The sequence below is a fragment of the Acidovorax sp. 106 genome, from assembly GCF_003663825.1.
Classification (GTDB): domain Bacteria; phylum Pseudomonadota; class Gammaproteobacteria; order Burkholderiales; family Burkholderiaceae_C; genus Acidovorax.
Genome location: NZ_RCCC01000001.1, coordinates 2281841 through 2298467, shown reverse-complemented (window position 1 = coordinate 2298467; position 16627 = coordinate 2281841). Strand labels below are relative to the sequence as shown.

Here is a 16627-nt window from a genome sequence, read left to right as displayed (position 1 = left end):
TGGACGGAGTGGGTGCGGCAGGGGCCGGTTTGTCCGACAAGGTGGGGCGGCGCAGCACAGGCCGCGCAGGAGCGCCCTCGGCAGGCGAAGCGGCACCGGCGGGGCGTTGGGGTGGACGGGAACTGGATGAAGACATTGGGCGTATTGTCGCTGGCGAACCGGCGGGCGGGCATACGAACAGACAAATGGGCCGACGGGCTGATCACAGAGGGCGACCGGGGACCAATGGCCAGCGAGCAGAAGATTACCCCTGCCGTTGCTGCCACGCCAGAAAATCTTGCGCAGGCACCGGGCGGCTGATGTGGTAGCCCTGCGCCTCATCGCAGGCCAGAGCGCGCAGGCGCTCCAGAATGGCGGCGGTCTCTACCCCTTCGGCCACCACCGTGAGACCCAGGTTGTGCGCCAGGTCGATGGTGGAGCGCACGATCATGGCGTCGTCCTCGCCCGCCTCCATGCCCATCACAAAGGATTTGTCGATTTTGAGCTCATCCACCGGCAGGCGCTTGAGGTAAGCCAGCGATGAGTAGCCGGTGCCAAAGTCGTCGATGGACAGCTTGAAACCCTGCTCCGACAGCCGGTTGAGCATGGCCTCAGCGCGCTGGGGGTCGTCCATGATGGCGCTTTCGGTGATTTCCAGGCAAAACGCTCTGGCTGCAACGCCATGGCGCGCCAGGATAGCCCCCAGCCGCTGGCTCAGCTCAGGGTCGAGCAAATCGCGCGTAGACAAATTGACCGACACGCGCAAGACGTTGCCGCGGGCATGGACCTGGGCCAAGAACCGGGCTGCTTCCTCAAATACCCACAGCGTCAGCTGCCGCACAAAGCCGGTTTGCTCGGCAAACGGAATGAACTCCATGGGCGGCACCAGCCCCCGCTGCGGGTGCTGCCAGCGCACCAGGGCCTCGGCAGCCCACCCACTTTGGCCGTGCAGAGACACCTTGGGCTGCAGGTACAGCCGCAGCTCGTTGTGCTCTACCGCATGGCGCAGCTCGGTCAGCAGCGACAGGGTTTGCGCGCTGCTTGAATCAATCGATGCGTCGTAGCGCACCGCCCCGCTGAGCTTGCGCTTGGCGGCGTACATGGCAATTTCCGAGCGGCTCAGCAGCGTGTCGGCGTCCTCTGCATCGGCGGGCCAGCAGGCTATGCCAATGCCAGCACTCAGGTCCACGGTTTGCTCTTCCAGCGCCAGGGGCGCTTCAAACGACGCCAATATCTGCTGTGCCACCGTGTGGGCAGCCGCTGCGCCCGCCCCTTGCAGCAGCACAGCAAACTCGTTGCCGCCCAAGCGCGCCACCATATCGCCAGGCAAGGTCACCAGGGCCTGCAGCCGCCCCGCCACCGCCTGCAGCAACCGGTCGCCAAAGGCGTAGCCCATCACGTCGTTCACATGCTTGAAGCGGTCCAAGTCCAGGGTCAGCACGCTCAGTGGCCGGGCCTCGCCAGGGCTTTGCACAATGGCCTGCACCACAGCGTCCCGAAAGCGCTCGCGGTTGGGTAGGCCCGTGAGGCGGTCCCAGTACGCCAGGTGCTTGATCTCGCGTTGCTGCGCACCGATGTCCAGCCGCATGCGGTCAAACGAGCGCGACAACTGGCCGATTTCGTCCCGACGCCCGGTGTGCTCCATGGGGGTGTCGTACTCGCCGCGTGACAGGCGCTGGGTGGCCCGCATCAGCGAGCGCAGCGGGCTGATCACACGCTGCGCCATCACACCGCTGCCCAGGGCAAACAACAACAGCCCCCCGGCACTGATGATGGACAGCAACACTTGCAGTTGGCGGTAAGGGGCGACCACCGCATCGACCGAGCGCAGCAGCACCGCATGCACCTGCCCGTTAAGGCTGGGCAGTGGACTGAAGCGCGCCAGCAACAAGCCGTCGGCCGATGCCAGCTCCCCCCCATCAGCGCCCATGGCCAGCACCGGGCCATGCAGCGGCGCGGGCAGTGTGCTGACATGCACGGCGGCAGGCCCCTGCGCGCCCTGCACCACCAGCGCCACATGCACCGACAGCAACTGGCGCATTTCATCGGCCAGGGGCTGCCCCAGGGGGAACCCCATCAGCACCCAGCCGATGACCACCGGCGCCCGCATGGGCACCATCACAAACTGGTAGGGCACGCCATCCACCACCGCCACCTGGCTGCCCTGCGGGCTGCTGGCCAGTTGGGGCGCCAGCAGCGCCAGGGTGGGCACCAGGGCCTGCGCAGGCACCGGGGCGCTGATGGCGCGCAGCGCCATATCGGTGCCCAGCAGCGCCGTCACGGCAGCACCAATGCGCTCGCCGTGGTTCTCCAGCACCGACTGGATGGTTTCTTCTTCACCCGAATACACGGCCGAGCGAAACCCGTAGTCCGCCGCCAGCAGGGCCGAGCCTTGGCGCAAGCGCTCGGCGTTCTGCTCCAGCAGGCGCCGCCACACGTTTTCGTCCACATCCAGCTGCCGCGCAATCTGGCCCCGGGCGTTGCGCTCAATGCTGGCCCGCACCACGGCAAAGCCCGCCAGCTGCACCACCAACAGCAGCAGCAAGGAAACCCCGACCAAGCGCAGGATCAGGCTACGCCAGAGGGTTTGCCACATCAGGGGGCCAACCCCGCCATCTTCACGGCCGCCTGCGCATTGCCCGTGGAAGGCACCACCAGCGCCTGTTCATGGGCCGCCGCACCCGGCGCCAGCCTGGGGTGCCACACGCGCAGCTTGTAGTTGCCGGGCGGCACGCTCTGCAGCATTGCCCGGCCGGGGCTGCTAGCGCTGGCGGCGCCCCCTTCGCCAGGGCCACCCTCTGGCGCCTGTGCGTAGTAGGGTGTGTCGACCACCAAAATCCACCCCACCATGCGGTCGTGGATGTTGCAGCCCAACGAGACCACGCCAGGCTGGTCAAACAACACCGGGTTGGCGGGCGTTCCGGCGTAGAGTTTGAGTTCAAACTTCTTGGCGGGCGAGAACGAATAGACGTGGTGGCGCACGCTGTCGCGGTTAGGGAAGTGCACCTGCGTGCCCACGGGCACCACCAGCACCCCGGGCAGAAACTGCTTTTTTTCCTGCGCCACCTCGGCCTGGGGCAAGGGCTTGACCAGCGCCCGCGCGGCGGGCGACTCCAGAAACACCACGGCACCGGCCACAGGCCGCCCCGCATCGTCCACCACATCCACCTGCACCGTAGCCGCCTGCGCGCACCCAGCGCTGCATGCCAACCCAGCGGCCAGCCACCTAGCCCATCGCGAGCAGCGTTGCGTCATGGCTCAATCGCCATACCCACCAGCGGGCTGCCATCGCCCACCACGCCCAGCGGGGTGGCCTTGCCGGTGTTCAAGTCCACCAGATGCAGGCGGGTCTTGGGGTCGCTGGCCGTGCGCACAGCAGCCAGCGCGGTGTTGCTCACATCCGAGATGTCCAGCGAAGCGTCCGCCAGCGCGCCCAGGCCCAGCGGCCCGACGGTGCGCAGCTGGCCCAGGTTGGGCGACACCACCGGGGTCTCCCCCTCGCGTGAGCCTTGCATCACCAGCACACCCAAGGCACGGTCGATGGCGTAGTTGGTGGTGATCTTGCTGTTGGTGGGGTTGTAGGTGTAGGCCGCCGCAACGATGTCGGGCGAGCGGGCGTGGTTCACATCGCTCCAGGCATAGCGCAGGTAGGGGTCGGCCTGCACACCCGGCTGCAAGGGATCGCCATCCACAGCCGCACCGGTGTCAGGGTGCAGGCGCAGGTTTTGCCCGAGGTTGGAGACCACGCGCAGCCGGTCCGCTGCGGGATTGAAATCCACGCCAAAGGCTGTGCCTTTGAGAGCGATTGCCGAGGGCGCCGGGCCCACAGCCGTCAATGCACCGCTGCCCAGGTCCAGCGTGTACAAACGCCCCGCCTGCGACAAGGCATACAGCACACCCCGCGCCACACGAAAGTCAATGCCCACCAGTCTGTCGCCTGCGGGCAAGCCCAGCACCGGTTTGCGCTCCAGGATGTTGTCAGGCCGCCCTGCATTGAAGGTGATCAGCTCGTGACTGGCCGTCACGGCCACCACCTGCTCGCGCAAGGCGCCCCCACCGGCCACCGTTTGGGCGCACCCCCAAGAGAGCGCCGCAGCCGCCACCAACGAAACACGCCAAGCCACACGCTGGAACTGGAGTGAGGAACGGGAAGGCATAGGAAAAGCTCCTGCAGTTGTAACAAATAGGGGCACAGCAAGCCATTGTTGCACCGTCTTCACATACACAGAAGAGGGGGAATTGAGAATATAAATTTGATAGCAACAAGTCCACTATATAAAGCGTTGCAAGACCTCTCCATCACATCTCCGCACCACTTTAGTGCCAACAGATGGACTTTGCAGCGGATGCCCCACAGCACTTCATTTGTAACAAAGCCGTCATGCCACAGCGGCATGACGTCATCCAAAAGCTACATCACGCAAATGCGTTGTTCTCTCTAAACTTTCGCCCTTACCCCGACTGCCGCAGCCTGCCCCCGCTCAAACCCGCACCAGCTAAGGCAGGCCCTCTTCTTGCTTCGTTTGCGCAGACCACTTCAACCAAGTGCCCCCAAGGAAACCATGACCCCCTCGCGCTTCAAATCCCTGTCCATCTCCACCCGCCTGGGGCTGGGGTTCGGCTGCCTGCTGGTGCTGTTGATTGCCGTGGCGACGGTGGGCCAACTGTCGCTGAACAAGGTGCACGAGCAGATGCGTGACATCACCGGCACGGGAGCTGCGAAATCCAAGCTGGTCAACGGCATGCTCGAAAGCGTAGGGTCGCTGGGCATCCAAAGCCGCTCCAGCGCCATGCTCAACGAGATCGACCCCAAGCAAGCGCAGGTGCAAATCCAGGCGGTGCGCAAGACGCTGCAGGACTACGCCAAGCAAGAAGCCCAGTTGGCCGAACTCATCACCCCCACGACAGCCACGGCGGCTGAAACGACCCTGCTGCAGCAAGTGCAAGAAGCCAGCAAAAAAGCGCGCCCTGAAATCGAAGGCGCCATGCAGTCGGCAGACGACGGCGACACTGTGGCCGCCAGCCTGAGCCTGATGACGCGCGCGGCCCCTGCCGAAGCCCTGTGGCGCCAGCGCCTGGCCGAGCTGATTGCGCTGCAAAACAGCCTGAATGAGGAAACCACTGCCTCTGCCGAAGTCACCCAAACCCGCGCCCGCTGGAGCGGCGGGCTGCTGGTGGCCATGGCCATGGGCTTGGGCGTGCTGATTGCCTGGCGCATCACCTCCAGCATCACCCAGCCCATTGGCCGCGCCGTGGTGGTGGCCGAGCGCATTGCGCGCGGCGACCTGACCTCGCAGGTGGAGGTGCGCATCAACGACGAAACCGGGCGGCTGCTCGAAGCCATTGCAGCCATGCAAGAGCGGCTGCGCAGTCTGGTCGGCGAGATCGGGCAGACGGCCGACTCCATCCTCGTGGCCAGCTCGGAAGTGGCATCAGGCAACCAGGACCTGAGCCAGCGCACCGAGCAAACCTCGCACAACCTGCAAGGCGCATCGGCCGCCCTGGCCGACCTGACGGGCACCGTGGCACAAAGTGCGGAATCGGCCCACCAGGCCAACGGACTGGCCTCCAAGGCGTCCAGCGCGGCCACGCAGGGCGGCGAGGTGGTCTCGAAAGTGGTGCGCACCATGGACGCCATCAGCGCCAGCTCGCGCAAAATTTCCGATATCACCGGGGTGATCGATTCGATTGCCTTCCAGACCAACATCCTGGCGCTGAACGCGGCCGTGGAAGCCGCCCGCGCGGGCGAGCAGGGCCGGGGCTTTGCCGTGGTGGCCAGCGAGGTGCGTGGCCTGGCAGGCCGGGCGGCCAATGCCGCGCGCGAGATCAAGACCCTCATCAACGACAGCGCCCAACAGGTGCAAGAAGGCAGCACCCTGGTCAACCATGCGGGCGCCAGCATCGCGCAGCTGGTGCAGTCCGTCCGTCAGGTGTCGGACATCATGGCCGAGATCACGGCCGCCACCCAGGAGCAAAGCCAGCGCATCACCGACGTCAGCCATTCGGTGGGGTCGTTGGAAGAAATGACCCAGCAAAACGCGGCCCTGGTGGAAGAAGGCGCGGCAGCGGCCGAAAGCCTCAAGGACCAGGCGGGCCGCCTGACGCAGATGGTGCACACCTTCCGTCTGACGCGGGACAACGCCAACCACCGCGACTGGGAAGTGCCTGCCGCGGCATCGCCCTCCCCCACCCCTGCTGTTGCGCGGACCGCGCAACGCATCGCACTGCCTCGGGGTTGATGGCAGGGCGGCCGGTGCGGTCGTGACCGCACCAGCGCACGGGTTCTTTCAAACGGTAGCGGAATGCGCCGCGAAGGCCTTGTGGGCAAACACGCTGGACTGCAACGCCCCCAGGTCGAGCACGCGCACGCCGCCATACTCCACCCGAATGGCGCCCTGCGCCTGCAATGCCGTCAACGCCTCATTGACCCGCTGGCGCGACAAACCCACCAGGTAGGCCAGCTCTTGCTGGGTGATGCGCAGCACTTCGCCCACCCCGGGGTACAGCACCGGGTTGAACAACGATGCCAGGCTGCGCGCCACGCGCACGTCGGGGTTGGTCAGCCGGTCAATCTCGCGCGCTGCGATGAACTGGCCCAGCCGCTCATTGAGCTGGTGCATGACAAAGCGATTGAAGCCAATGGAATGGTCCAGCAGCCAGTGAAAGGTATCGATCGGCAGCCCCGCCACCACGCTTTTGCGCAGCGCCTGGATGTTGTAGCGGTAGGGCTCGCGCTTCATGGCGGTGCCCTCCCCAAACCAGCCGCCCGGCGGCACGCCGGTGAAAGTCATCGTCTGCCCCTGGGCGTTGTCACTGCTCATCTTGAGCAAGCCTTCCACCACACCAAACCAGTAGGTCACCGGCCGCCCCACACGGCACACAAAGTCGCCTGGTGCGGCATCGCCCACCAACAGCGCCGCCTCGGCGCGCTCGCGCTCGGGGGACGGCAGCCTCTGCAGCCACGGGATATTGGCCATCTCAGCCGCTGTGGGCGGGCGGCGGCGCTGGTGCAATGACAGGTCCTGGTTCATGAAGCTCACCGGGCTGGGGGAATGGGGCCGCATTGGCGCGGAACATCGCGGACCAAATTGTCGCCCAAACCCCCATCTATTGCCAATTGGCAGCGCAGGGCATGCGGCCCCTACTGCAATCGCACTGCGTAGCGATAGCCATGAAACGACCAGACGGTGCGGCTTTGCTCAATGCGTTCGAGCTTGAGGCCTGGCGCAGCCTGGTCTCCCTCCTGCAGCACCTGCCCATTGACGATGGCCATGCGGTGCGCCGGATTGCTGGAGTAGGTCGCCCCCGTCACAGCCAACGCAGGCAACTGCTCCCGCACCGAAGGCGGCAAGTCGCTCTGCGCAAACACCGGGCCATTCGGCGGCGCGGCCCCAGGCGGGGCTGCTGCAGGCGCGGCAGCAGGTGGAGTCACCGGTGCGGGGGGCTGCGAGCGGGTGGAGGGAGCAGGGGCAGGCACTGGAGTTTCGCGAACACGCGCCTGCGCAGTCGCGGGCGCAGCAGCAGGCTTTTCACGCACGGGCTCAGCAACGCGTTTGGGTGCCACGGGGCGTGGCTCTAGCGTGACCGGCGCGGGTGGGAGAAGTGGGCTGGGGCTGGGATCGGACATAGGCACAGGCACAGGCACAGGTGCGGGAGCCACGGGGACTGCGGGCGCAGTGGCCGCGGCCACCGGGGCCACAGGGGTTGCAGGAGGAGCCGCCACGGCAGGGACAGCCGCAGGCGCGCTGCGCTGCATGGCCCACCACGTACCCCCCGCCGCAAGTCCTGCCACGGCAACCACGGCGCCCCCCCACAGCAGCCAGTGGCCGGGGCCGGGGGAATCAGCACGCGGGGCCGACATGGCCTGCGTATGGAGACCGGGCACAGCGCCCCGGCCTCGCTCGGCTTCTGCGCGCCGCAGTGCATCAAGGATGTAGGACATAAAAATCAGGCGCCGTTGCGCAAACGAGGTTCTTTCACGCCAGTGGCGCGGTTGAGCAGCATGAGGGTCAGAGGCCCAGCCCGGCCGTCGGGCGTCACCCCCTGGGCCAGTTGAAAGCGATGGATGCGGGCCTGGCGCAGCGCTGGCGTCACCGGGCGGGCGCTGGGGCCAGCCCCGCCGGCGGCCTTGGATGCCAAGCGCGCGTCCAGCCAGGCCGCGCCAGCGGCGCCGTCCGTGATTTCCCCCTTGTCAGGCATGCCGGGCGGCGCGCGCCACAAGGTGACCATGTCCCCGCGCCACACCTGGGCCAGGTCGGCCACGGGCACATGCAGCGTGCGGCCACCACTTTGCAGTGTGGCCACATCGTCATCCAGGCTGCGCAGCACGGCAGGCACCGTCGCCTCCCCCTCACTCGATGGGGACAACATGAGCAACGTCGGCCGGTCGATCTGCCGGATCAGGTTCAGGCCCGCACGCCGATTGCGGTAGCAGCGCAACCCGTCGCGCGCTAGCGTGGCGCACGCATCTGCCCCCTCGGGCAATGCCACGCCCCAGGCCAAGGCCAGCGCCTGCCAAGCCGAAGCATCCCCGGGTGACTGCGCTTGCAGAAACTGCTGCAACCCGGAAGCAGGCCCAAGGACTGCTGTGGCCGCTGTGGCGGGCGCATCGGACGCGGTAAGCGCCGTGGAGCGGGCGGTGGACGCAGGCTGGCCAGGTGCAGATGCGGTAGCGCTTGCAGCCACCGGCGTGGCCAGCGTACTGGATGCCGCCTGTGCAGGCGCAGGGGCCTTGGGCTGCGGCAGCTTCACCTGTGCGCTGGACGCAGTGCCCAGCGGCCCGGCAACGCCAGCCCCAACGGCCTGCGCAGCGCCTGGCGCCTTCAGCGCTGGGCGAACACCCAACGCCCAGCCAGCCGCAGCCACCATGGCAGCCCCCGCCACCAGGCCCATGCCTGCAACCGCCCACCGTGGCAGGGGCGAGCGTGTACCGCTCGAAGCCCTGGTCGGCGGCTGGGTGCCAAACACCTCGCGCGCGGCCCGCTCGATGATGGCTTTGCTGACCGCGTGCTGCCCGGCTGCATAGGCGCCGAGCAGGGCGCGGTCGCACAGCAGGTTGATGCGCCGCGGGATGCCGCGCGACAGCACATGCACGCGCCGCAGCGCCCGGCGGCTGAACGGCACAGGGCCGCGCAGCCCGGCCACGGCCAAGCGGTGCGCAATGTACTGCTGGGTTTCCTGCGGGCTCAGTGCGTCGAGGTGAAAGCGCGCGATCACGCGCTGCGCCAATTGCTCCAGCGAGGGGCGCGCCACCATCGTGCGCAGCTCTGGCTGGCCAATCAGGATGATCTGCAGCAGCTTGCGCTCGTTGGTTTCCAGGTTGGTGAGCAGGCGCAGCTGCTCCAGCACGTCGGCTTCCAGGTTCTGCGCCTCGTCAATGATGAGCACCGTGTTGCGCCCGGCCGCATGCGCCGCCAGCAGCGAGGCATTCAGGGGGTCGATGTAGTCCTTGACGGTTTCCACCCCCGGCACATTGGGCTTGTGGGGCACGCCAAACTCGTCGCAGATGGAACGCAGCAACTCCCCCACGGTGAGCTTGGGGTTGAAGATGTAGGCCACATTGCAGTGCTCAGGGATTTGCTCCAGAAAGCAGCGGCACACCGTGGTCTTGCCTGCGCCCACCTCGCCTGTCAGCAACACGAAGCCGCCGCCTGCATCCAGCCCATAGAGCAGGTGGGCCAGGGCCTCCCGGTGCCGCTCGCTCATGAAAAGATAGCGCGGGTCAGGGGCAATCGAAAACGGCGGGTGCTGGAGACCGAAGAACGGGGCGTACATGCTGGCAAGGATAACGCCCCCATCCAACGCGCACGGCCCAGCCCGAAGTCATCAGACTTTCACGAGGCTTTCTCAGAACCTGTTCAAAGTCTTGTTGGAGATTGCATTGGAGTGCAATCGGGATGAGTGGATGCCGCGGATGCGCCGCATGGGCTCGTGCCCATGCAAGCAGCCGGGGCTTCCAATCGCCCGATTTCACTCCAACCCTTCGGGCAAGTGGCTTGCCGGGCGGTCTGCGTTGTTGCACCGCTTGCCAATAGCACGGGCTATTGGCCGCGCGCTACGCCTAGCAGCCCATCCCGGCAAGGCACTTGTGCAACTCCAAAAAGACTTTGAACAGGTTCTCTGGAGAGGAGGGTTTCACCCGAGGAGTAGTTTCCCGTAAATTGTCGTCGGCAAGACAAGATAACGTCAAAGTCAGTCCTAGCATTCAGTCCATAGGCAAAAGCGCAGCCCTTGGGCGGCGCCTCAGAATGTCCCCAGGCTGACAGCCCTCACCTTCTAGGAACCTGCAATGTTGACCACGTTCCCGCAACTGCTGCTCAAGCACGCCGCCGAGCGCCCCACAGCACCGGCGCTGCGTGAAAAGGAATACGGCATCTGGCAGACCCACAGCTGGGCAGACCTGGCCCGGCTGGTGGAGACCGTGGCTGCGGGGCTGCGCCAAGCTGGGTTGCAGCGCCACGAGCACATGGTGGTGATTGGCGCCAACCGCCCCCGCCTGTACGCCACCATGCTGGCCGCCCAGTCGCTGGGCGCCATTCCCGTACCGCTGTACCAGGACGCTGTCGCGGCCGAATGCATCTTCCCACTCAACAACGCCGAGGTGCGCTTTTGCCTGGTGGAAGACCAGGAGCAGGTGGACAAGATGCTCGAAATCCGCGAGCAATGCCCGCAGATCACCCGCATCTTCTATGACGACCCACGGGGCCTGCGCAACTACAACGAGCAAGGCCTGGACTCGCTGGATGCACTGATCGAATCCGGCACCGCCTTTGTGGCGCAAAACCCCGGCTGGTTCCAGGCCGAGGTGGCCAAGGCCCGACCCGAGGACGTGGCCGCGATGTTCTTCACCTCAGGCACCACCGGCAACCCCAAGGGCGTGGTGCACACCCACAGCACCCTGCTGGACCGCGCCAGCGCAGGTGCTGAGTTCGACAAACTCACCAGCGCCGAAGAAGTGCTGGCCTACCTGCCGCCTGCCTGGATCGGCCAGAACATCTTCAGCTACGCCCAGTGGCTGGCTTGCGGCTACGTGGTGAACTGCCCCGAGTCGGCCAGCACCGTGACCATCGACCTCAAGGAAGTCGGCCCCACCTACTACTTTGCGCCCCCCCGCATTTTTGAAGGCCTGCTCACCAGCGTGATGATCCGCATGGAAGACGCAGGCACCCTCAAGCGCAAGATGTTCGAGGCCTGCATGGCCGTTGCCAAACGCGTGGGCCCGGCCCTGATGGACGGCGAGGCTGTGAGCACGCTCGACCGCATCAAATACGCCCTGGGCAACCTGCTGGTGTACGGCCCGCTGCGCAACAACCTGGGCTTCAGCCGCGTGCGTGTGGCCTACACGGCGGGCGAGGCCATTGGCCCCGACCTGTTCACCTTCTATCGCTCCATCGGCATCAACCTCAAGCAGCTGTACGGCTCCACCGAGACCGCCGTGTTCGTGTGCCTGCAGCCCGACAACCAGGCGCGCGCCGACACCGTGGGTGTGCCCATTCGCGGCGTGCAGATCAAGGTGGCCGACAACGGCGAGATCCTGGTCAAGTCGGCCGGGCTACTCAAGGAGTACTACAAGAACCCAGCCGCCACCGCCGAGGTGCTGACGGCCGACGGCTGGTACCACACCAGTGATGCAGGCTTTCTGGATGCGCACGGCCACCTCAAGATCATCGATCGCGTCAAAGATGTGGGCCGCATCCAGGGTGGAGCCAATGACGGCGCCATGTTCGCGCCCAAGTACGTGGAGAACAAGCTCAAGTTCTTCCCGCACATCAAGGAAGTGGTGGCCCTGGGCGACAAACGCGAGCAGGTCTGCGTGATGGTCAACATCGACTTCGACGCCGTGGGCAACTGGGCCGAGCGCCGCAACCTGCCCTACGCGGGCTACACCGACCTGGCCCAAAAACCCGAGGTGTACGAGCTGATCCGCGAGTGCATCGAAAAAGTCAATGCCGACCTCTCCACCGACGCCATGCTGGCGGGCAGCCAGGTGAGCCGCTTCCTTGTGCTGCACAAAGAGCTGGATGCCGACGACGGTGAACTCACCCGCACCAACAAGGTCCGCCGCGGCTTCATTGCCGACAAGTACGGCGTGCTGGTCGATGCCTTGTACGCGGGCCGTACCGAGCAATACATCGAGACCCAGGTGAAGTTTGAAGACGGCCGCACGGGCAGCGTGAGCGCCACGCTCAAGCTGTCGGATACGAAGACGTTTGCGCCTGTGAAGAGCGCCGCATGAAACCCGCGCTCTACCCGCTGGAGAAGCCCCCCACCATGACCACCAAGAAGATCGGCGACGTCATCCTCGACGTCAAGAACATCAGCCTCCGATTCGGCGGCGTGAAGGCACTGACCGACATCTCCTTCAACGTGCGCGAGCACGAGATCCGCGCCATCATCGGCCCCAACGGCGCGGGCAAAAGCTCCATGCTCAACTGCATCAATGGCGTGTACACGCCGCAGGACGGCTCGATCACCTTCCGGGGCAAGACGTTCTCGCACATGAACTCGCGCCAGGTGGCCGAGATGGGCGTGGCCCGCACGTTCCAGAACCTGGCGCTGTTCAAGGGCATGAGCGTGATCGACAACATCATGACCGGCCGCAACCTCAAGATCAAAAGCAACCTGCTCTTGCAGGCCCTGCGCTGGGGCCCCGCCGAGCGCGAAGAGATTCGCCACCGCGAATATGTCGAACACATCATCGACTTCCTCGAAATCCAGGCCTACCGCAAGACCCCCGTGGGCCAACTGCCCTACGGGCTGCAAAAGCGCGTGGACCTGGGCCGCGCCCTGGCCATGGAACCGCAAGTGCTGCTGCTCGATGAACCCATGGCCGGCATGAACGTGGAAGAAAAGCAGGACATGTGCCGCTTCATCCTGGACGTGAACGACGAGTTCGGCACCACCATCGTGCTGATCGAGCACGACATGGGCGTAGTGATGGACATCAGCGACCGCGTGGTGGTGCTCGACTACGGCAAGAAGATTGGCGACGGCAGCCCTGACGAAGTGCGCAACAACGAAGACGTGATCAGTGCCTACCTCGGCACGTCGCACTGATCAGGAGAACCACACATGGCATTCTTTTTAGAAACCCTCATCGGCGGCCTCATGGCCGGCATGCTGTATTCGCTGGTGGCGCTCGGCTTTGTGCTGATCTACAAGGCCTCGGGCGTCTTCAACTTTGCCCAAGGCGCCATGGTGCTGTTCGCAGCGCTGGCCATGGCCCGCTTTGCCGAATGGATCCCGAAGTGGACCGGCATCGACAACCCCATCGTGGCCAACCTGGCGGCCTTTGTGATCGCAGGCGCCATCATGTTTGTGGTGGCCTGGCTGATTGAAAAGCTGGTGCTGCGCCACCTGGTCAACCAGGAAGGCGCCACGCTGCTGATGGCCACGCTGGGCATCACCTACTTCCTCGAAGGGCTGGGCCAGACGCTGTTTGGCAGCGACATCTACAAGATCGACGTGGGCATGCCCAAGGAGCCGATCTTCGCCTTCGACAGCGTGTTCCAGGGCGGCATCCTGATCAACAAGGAAGATGTGATTGCTGCTGCCATCGCCGCCGCGCTGGTGGCCCTGCTGTCGGTGTTCTTTCAGAAAACCTCTACCGGCCGCGCACTGCGCGCCGTGGCCGACGACCACCAGGCGGCCCAATCCATCGGCATCCCTTTGAACCGCATCTGGGTGATCGTGTGGTGCGTGGCAGGTGTGGTGGCCCTGGTGGCCGGGATGATCTGGGGCAGCAAGCTCGGGGTGCAGTTCTCGCTCACCACGGTGGCCCTGCGTGCGCTGCCGGTGGTGATCCTGGGCGGCCTGACTTCAGTGCCCGGCGCCATCATCGGCGGCCTGATCATCGGCGTGGGCGAAAAGCTCTCCGAGGTTTACCTGGGCCCCTTCGTGGGCGGCGGCATCGAGATCTGGTTTGCGTATGTGCTGGCGCTGGTGTTCCTTCTGTTCAGACCGCAAGGTTTGTTCGGAGAAAAAATCATTGATCGCGTATGAAATACGAGAGCAATGATTTTTCGAAGGAGGCACAACGTGCGCAGCACGTTGACTGTGGGAACGCAGTTCACACAGGGCACCGCAGGTGCGCCCCCGTGCAAAAGATCACGCACCGCGTGTAACCCATCACAAGAACAACAGGAGACACCCCATGCTCTACCGCGAAAACGGCCAGTTCAAGACGAGCTACCGCGCTGACCAGCAGATCTTCCCGATCGCGCAGGACCGCATTGCCATCGGCATCATCCTGGCCATTGCCTTCATCGCCGTGCCCATGCTGGCCAGCGACTACATCTTCCGCGCCATCCTGATCCCCTTCGTCATCATGGCGCTGGCGGCTCTGGGGGTGAACATTCTGGTGGGCTACTGCGGGCAGATCTCGCTGGGCTCGGGCGCCTTCATGGCCGTGGGGGCCTATGGCGCGTACAACTTCTTTGTGCGCTTTCCAGGCATGCCGCTGATTCCGGCACTCATCCTGGGCGGGCTGTGCGCCACGTTCTTCGGCATCTTGTTCGGGCTGCCCAGCCTGCGCGTCAAGGGGCTGTACCTGGCCGTGGCCACGCTGGCCGCGCAGTTCTTTTCGGACTGGATGTTCCTGCGCATCAAGTGGTTCACTAACAACTCGGACTCTGGCTCGGTGTCGGTCAATGGCCTGCAGGTGCTGGGCATGCCGATTGAAAGCGCCACCAGCAAATACATTTTCTGCCTGGCCATTTTGGTAGTGGTCGCCTTGCTGGCCAAGAACCTGGTGCGCGGTGCCATTGGCCGCGAGTGGATGGCCATCCGCGACATGGACGTGGCGGCAGCGGTGATCGGCATTCGCCCGATGTACGCCAAGCTCAGCGCCTTTGCCGTGAGCTCCTTCATCGTGGGCATGGCCGGTGCGCTGTGGGCCTTTGTGCACCTGGGTGCCTGGGAGCCTGCAGCCTTCTCGGTGGAGGTGTCGTTCCGCCTGCTGTTCATGGTCATCATCGGCGGCCTGGGCTCCATCATGGGTGCGTTCTTTGGCGCGGCCTTCATCGTGGTGCTGCCCATCGTGCTCAACCAGTTCCTGCCCGCGTTCATGGGGCTGTTCGGTATCGAGATCTCCACCGCAGGCGTCTCGCACGCCGAGCTGATGATCTTTGGTGCGCTGATCGTGTGGTTCCTGATCGTCGAGCCCCACGGCCTGGCCAAGCTGTGGTCCACCGCCAAGCAAAAACTGCGTCTGTGGCCCTTCCCCCACTGACCCCCGGTTCCCCCGTGCTTCAACACATTCATCCAAAGGAGACATCCATGAAGCTTTCCAAAATCGTGATTGCCGCAGCGGTCGTTGCCGCTGGAGCGTCGTCGCTTGCGACCAGTGCGATGGCACAAGCGAAGGAGCAGTTCTTCCCGCTGCTGTCTTACCGCACGGGGCCGTATGCACCCAACGGTGTGCCATGGGCCAACGGCAAGCAGGACTACATCAAGATGATCAACGCCCGCGATGGCGGCATCAACGGCGTGAAACTCACCTTTGAAGAATGTGAAACCGGCTACGCCACCGACCGGGGCGTGGAATGCTACGAGCGCCTCAAGAGCCGCCCTGGCGTGACGCTGTTTGACCCGCAGTCCACCGGCATCACTTTTGCGCTGACCGAAAAAGCACCTGTGGACAAGATTCCCCTGATCACGCTGGGCTATGGCCTGTCGGTGGCGCAGGACGGGCAGGCGTTCAAGTGGAACTTCCCCTACATGGGCAGCTACTGGACGGGCGCGGACATCCTGATCCAGCACCTGGGCAAGGCCAACGGCGGGCTGGACAAACTCAAGGGCAAGAAGATTGCCCTGGTCTACCACGACAGCCCGTTTGGCAAGGAGCCCATCCCGGTGCTGCAAGAGCGCGCCAAGATGCACGGCTTTGAGCTACAGATGCTGCCCGTGACGGCCCCTGGCGTGGAGCAAAAAGCCACCTGGCTGCAGGTGCGCCAAAGCCGCCCCGACTACGTGCTGCTGTGGGGCTGGGGCGTGATGAACTCCACTGCTTTGAAGGAAGCCCAGGCCACCGGCTACCCCCGCGACAAGATGTATGGCGTGTGGTGGGCCGGTGCCGAGCCCGATGTACGCGATGTGGGCGAAGGTGCCAAGGGCTACAACGCGCTGGCGCTCAACGGCTACGGCCAGCAAAGCAAGGTGATGCAGGACATCCTGAAACACGTGCACGACAAGGGCCAGGGCACGGGCCCCAAGGACGAAGTCGGCTCGGTGCTGTACACCCGCGGCGTGATCATCCAGATGCTGGCGGTGGAAGCTGTGCGCCGCGCACAAGAACGCTTTGGCAAGGGCAAGGTCATGACCGGCGAGCAAGTGCGCTGGGGCATGGAAAACCTGGCGCTGGACCAGAAGAAGCTGGACGCGCTGGGCTTTAACGACGTGATGCGCCCCGTGTCCACCAGCTGCGCCGACCACATGGGCTCCACCTGGTCGCGCGTGCACACCTGGGACGGCAAGAAGTGGAACTTCTCGTCGGACTGGTACCAGGCTGACGAGCAAATCCTCAAGCCCATGGTGAAGGCCGGTGCAGACAAGTACCTGGCCGACAAGAAGATGGCGCGGCGCGACCCTGCTGATTGCAATAGCTGAGTACATCCCCCTGAGCGGCTTTGCCGCTTCCCCCTTCTCTCGA

The 16627-nt window shown here is 64.9% G+C and carries 12 protein-coding genes; 6 read left to right on the top strand and 6 right to left on the bottom strand.

The features are described from left to right. Window positions 1–244: 244 nt before the first annotated feature. The 3 genes from C8C98_RS10250 to C8C98_RS10240 are packed head-to-tail and all read right to left on the bottom strand — an operon-like array spanning window position 245 to window position 4136. Entirely contained in the window at window positions 245–2575 is a 2331-nt protein-coding gene (locus C8C98_RS10250) for a bifunctional diguanylate cyclase/phosphodiesterase (protein ID WP_121454176.1), read from the bottom strand. After that, window positions 2575–3234 (bottom strand): methylamine utilization protein, encoded by a 660-nt coding sequence (locus C8C98_RS10245; protein ID WP_121454175.1) that lies wholly within the window; start codon window positions 3232–3234, stop codon window positions 2575–2577. The genes C8C98_RS10250 and C8C98_RS10245 overlap by 1 nt, the downstream gene beginning before the upstream one ends. Continuing rightward, window positions 3231–4136 carry a DUF4394 domain-containing protein gene (locus tag C8C98_RS10240; protein ID WP_121454174.1) on the bottom strand — a complete coding sequence of 302 codons (906 nt, stop codon included), beginning with the start codon at window positions 4134–4136 and terminating at the stop codon, window positions 3231–3233. Before C8C98_RS10240 ends, C8C98_RS10245 begins: the two co-directional genes overlap by 4 nt. A 405-nt stretch (window positions 4137–4541) precedes the next feature. On the opposite strand from C8C98_RS10240, the gene C8C98_RS10235 reads away from it, so the two are divergent. Next, complete coding sequence (locus C8C98_RS10235; RefSeq protein ID WP_121454173.1) at window positions 4542–6218, top strand: methyl-accepting chemotaxis protein; 1677 nt, start codon at window positions 4542–4544, stop codon at window positions 6216–6218. A gap of 48 nt (window positions 6219–6266) precedes the next feature. Here C8C98_RS10235 and C8C98_RS10230 read toward each other — a convergent pair whose 3' ends face one another. From C8C98_RS10230 to C8C98_RS10220, 3 genes are all read right to left on the bottom strand, one after another. Further along, entirely contained in the window at window positions 6267–7010 is a 744-nt protein-coding gene (locus tag C8C98_RS10230; RefSeq protein ID WP_199726578.1) for a Crp/Fnr family transcriptional regulator, read from the bottom strand. 110 nt (window positions 7011–7120) lie between these two features. Next, window positions 7121–7921 (bottom strand): general secretion pathway protein GspB, encoded by an 801-nt coding sequence (locus C8C98_RS10225; RefSeq protein ID WP_121454171.1) that lies wholly within the window; start codon window positions 7919–7921, stop codon window positions 7121–7123. Between the two features lie 5 nt (window positions 7922–7926). After that, the gene (locus tag C8C98_RS10220) at window positions 7927–9753 is read right to left on the bottom strand and encodes an AAA family ATPase (protein WP_121454170.1); all 1827 of its coding nucleotides are present in this window, start codon (window positions 9751–9753) and stop codon (window positions 7927–7929) included. Between the two features lie 514 nt (window positions 9754–10267). Here C8C98_RS10220 and C8C98_RS10210 point away from each other — a divergent pair. From C8C98_RS10210 to C8C98_RS10190, 5 genes are all read left to right on the top strand, one after another. Next, window positions 10268–12214, top strand: coding sequence for a long-chain fatty acid--CoA ligase (locus C8C98_RS10210; protein WP_121454169.1), 1947 nt, complete (start codon window positions 10268–10270; stop codon window positions 12212–12214). Between the two features lie 35 nt (window positions 12215–12249). Further along, a complete protein-coding gene (locus C8C98_RS10205) occupies window positions 12250–13035 on the top strand; it encodes an ABC transporter ATP-binding protein (protein ID WP_121456180.1) in 786 nt (261 codons plus the stop codon). Window positions 13036–13050: 15 nt separating this feature from the next. Then, a complete protein-coding gene (locus tag C8C98_RS10200; RefSeq protein ID WP_121454168.1) occupies window positions 13051–13980 on the top strand; it encodes a branched-chain amino acid ABC transporter permease in 930 nt (309 codons plus the stop codon). Between the two features lie 151 nt (window positions 13981–14131). After that, window positions 14132–15208: a branched-chain amino acid ABC transporter permease gene (locus tag C8C98_RS10195; protein ID WP_121454167.1), complete on the top strand. Its 1077-nt coding sequence runs from the start codon at window positions 14132–14134 to the stop codon at window positions 15206–15208. A gap of 47 nt (window positions 15209–15255) precedes the next feature. Beyond that, window positions 15256–16584, top strand: a complete 1329-nt coding sequence (locus C8C98_RS10190) for an ABC transporter substrate-binding protein (RefSeq protein WP_121454166.1) — start codon at window positions 15256–15258, stop codon at window positions 16582–16584. Window positions 16585–16627: the final 43 nt, after the last annotated feature.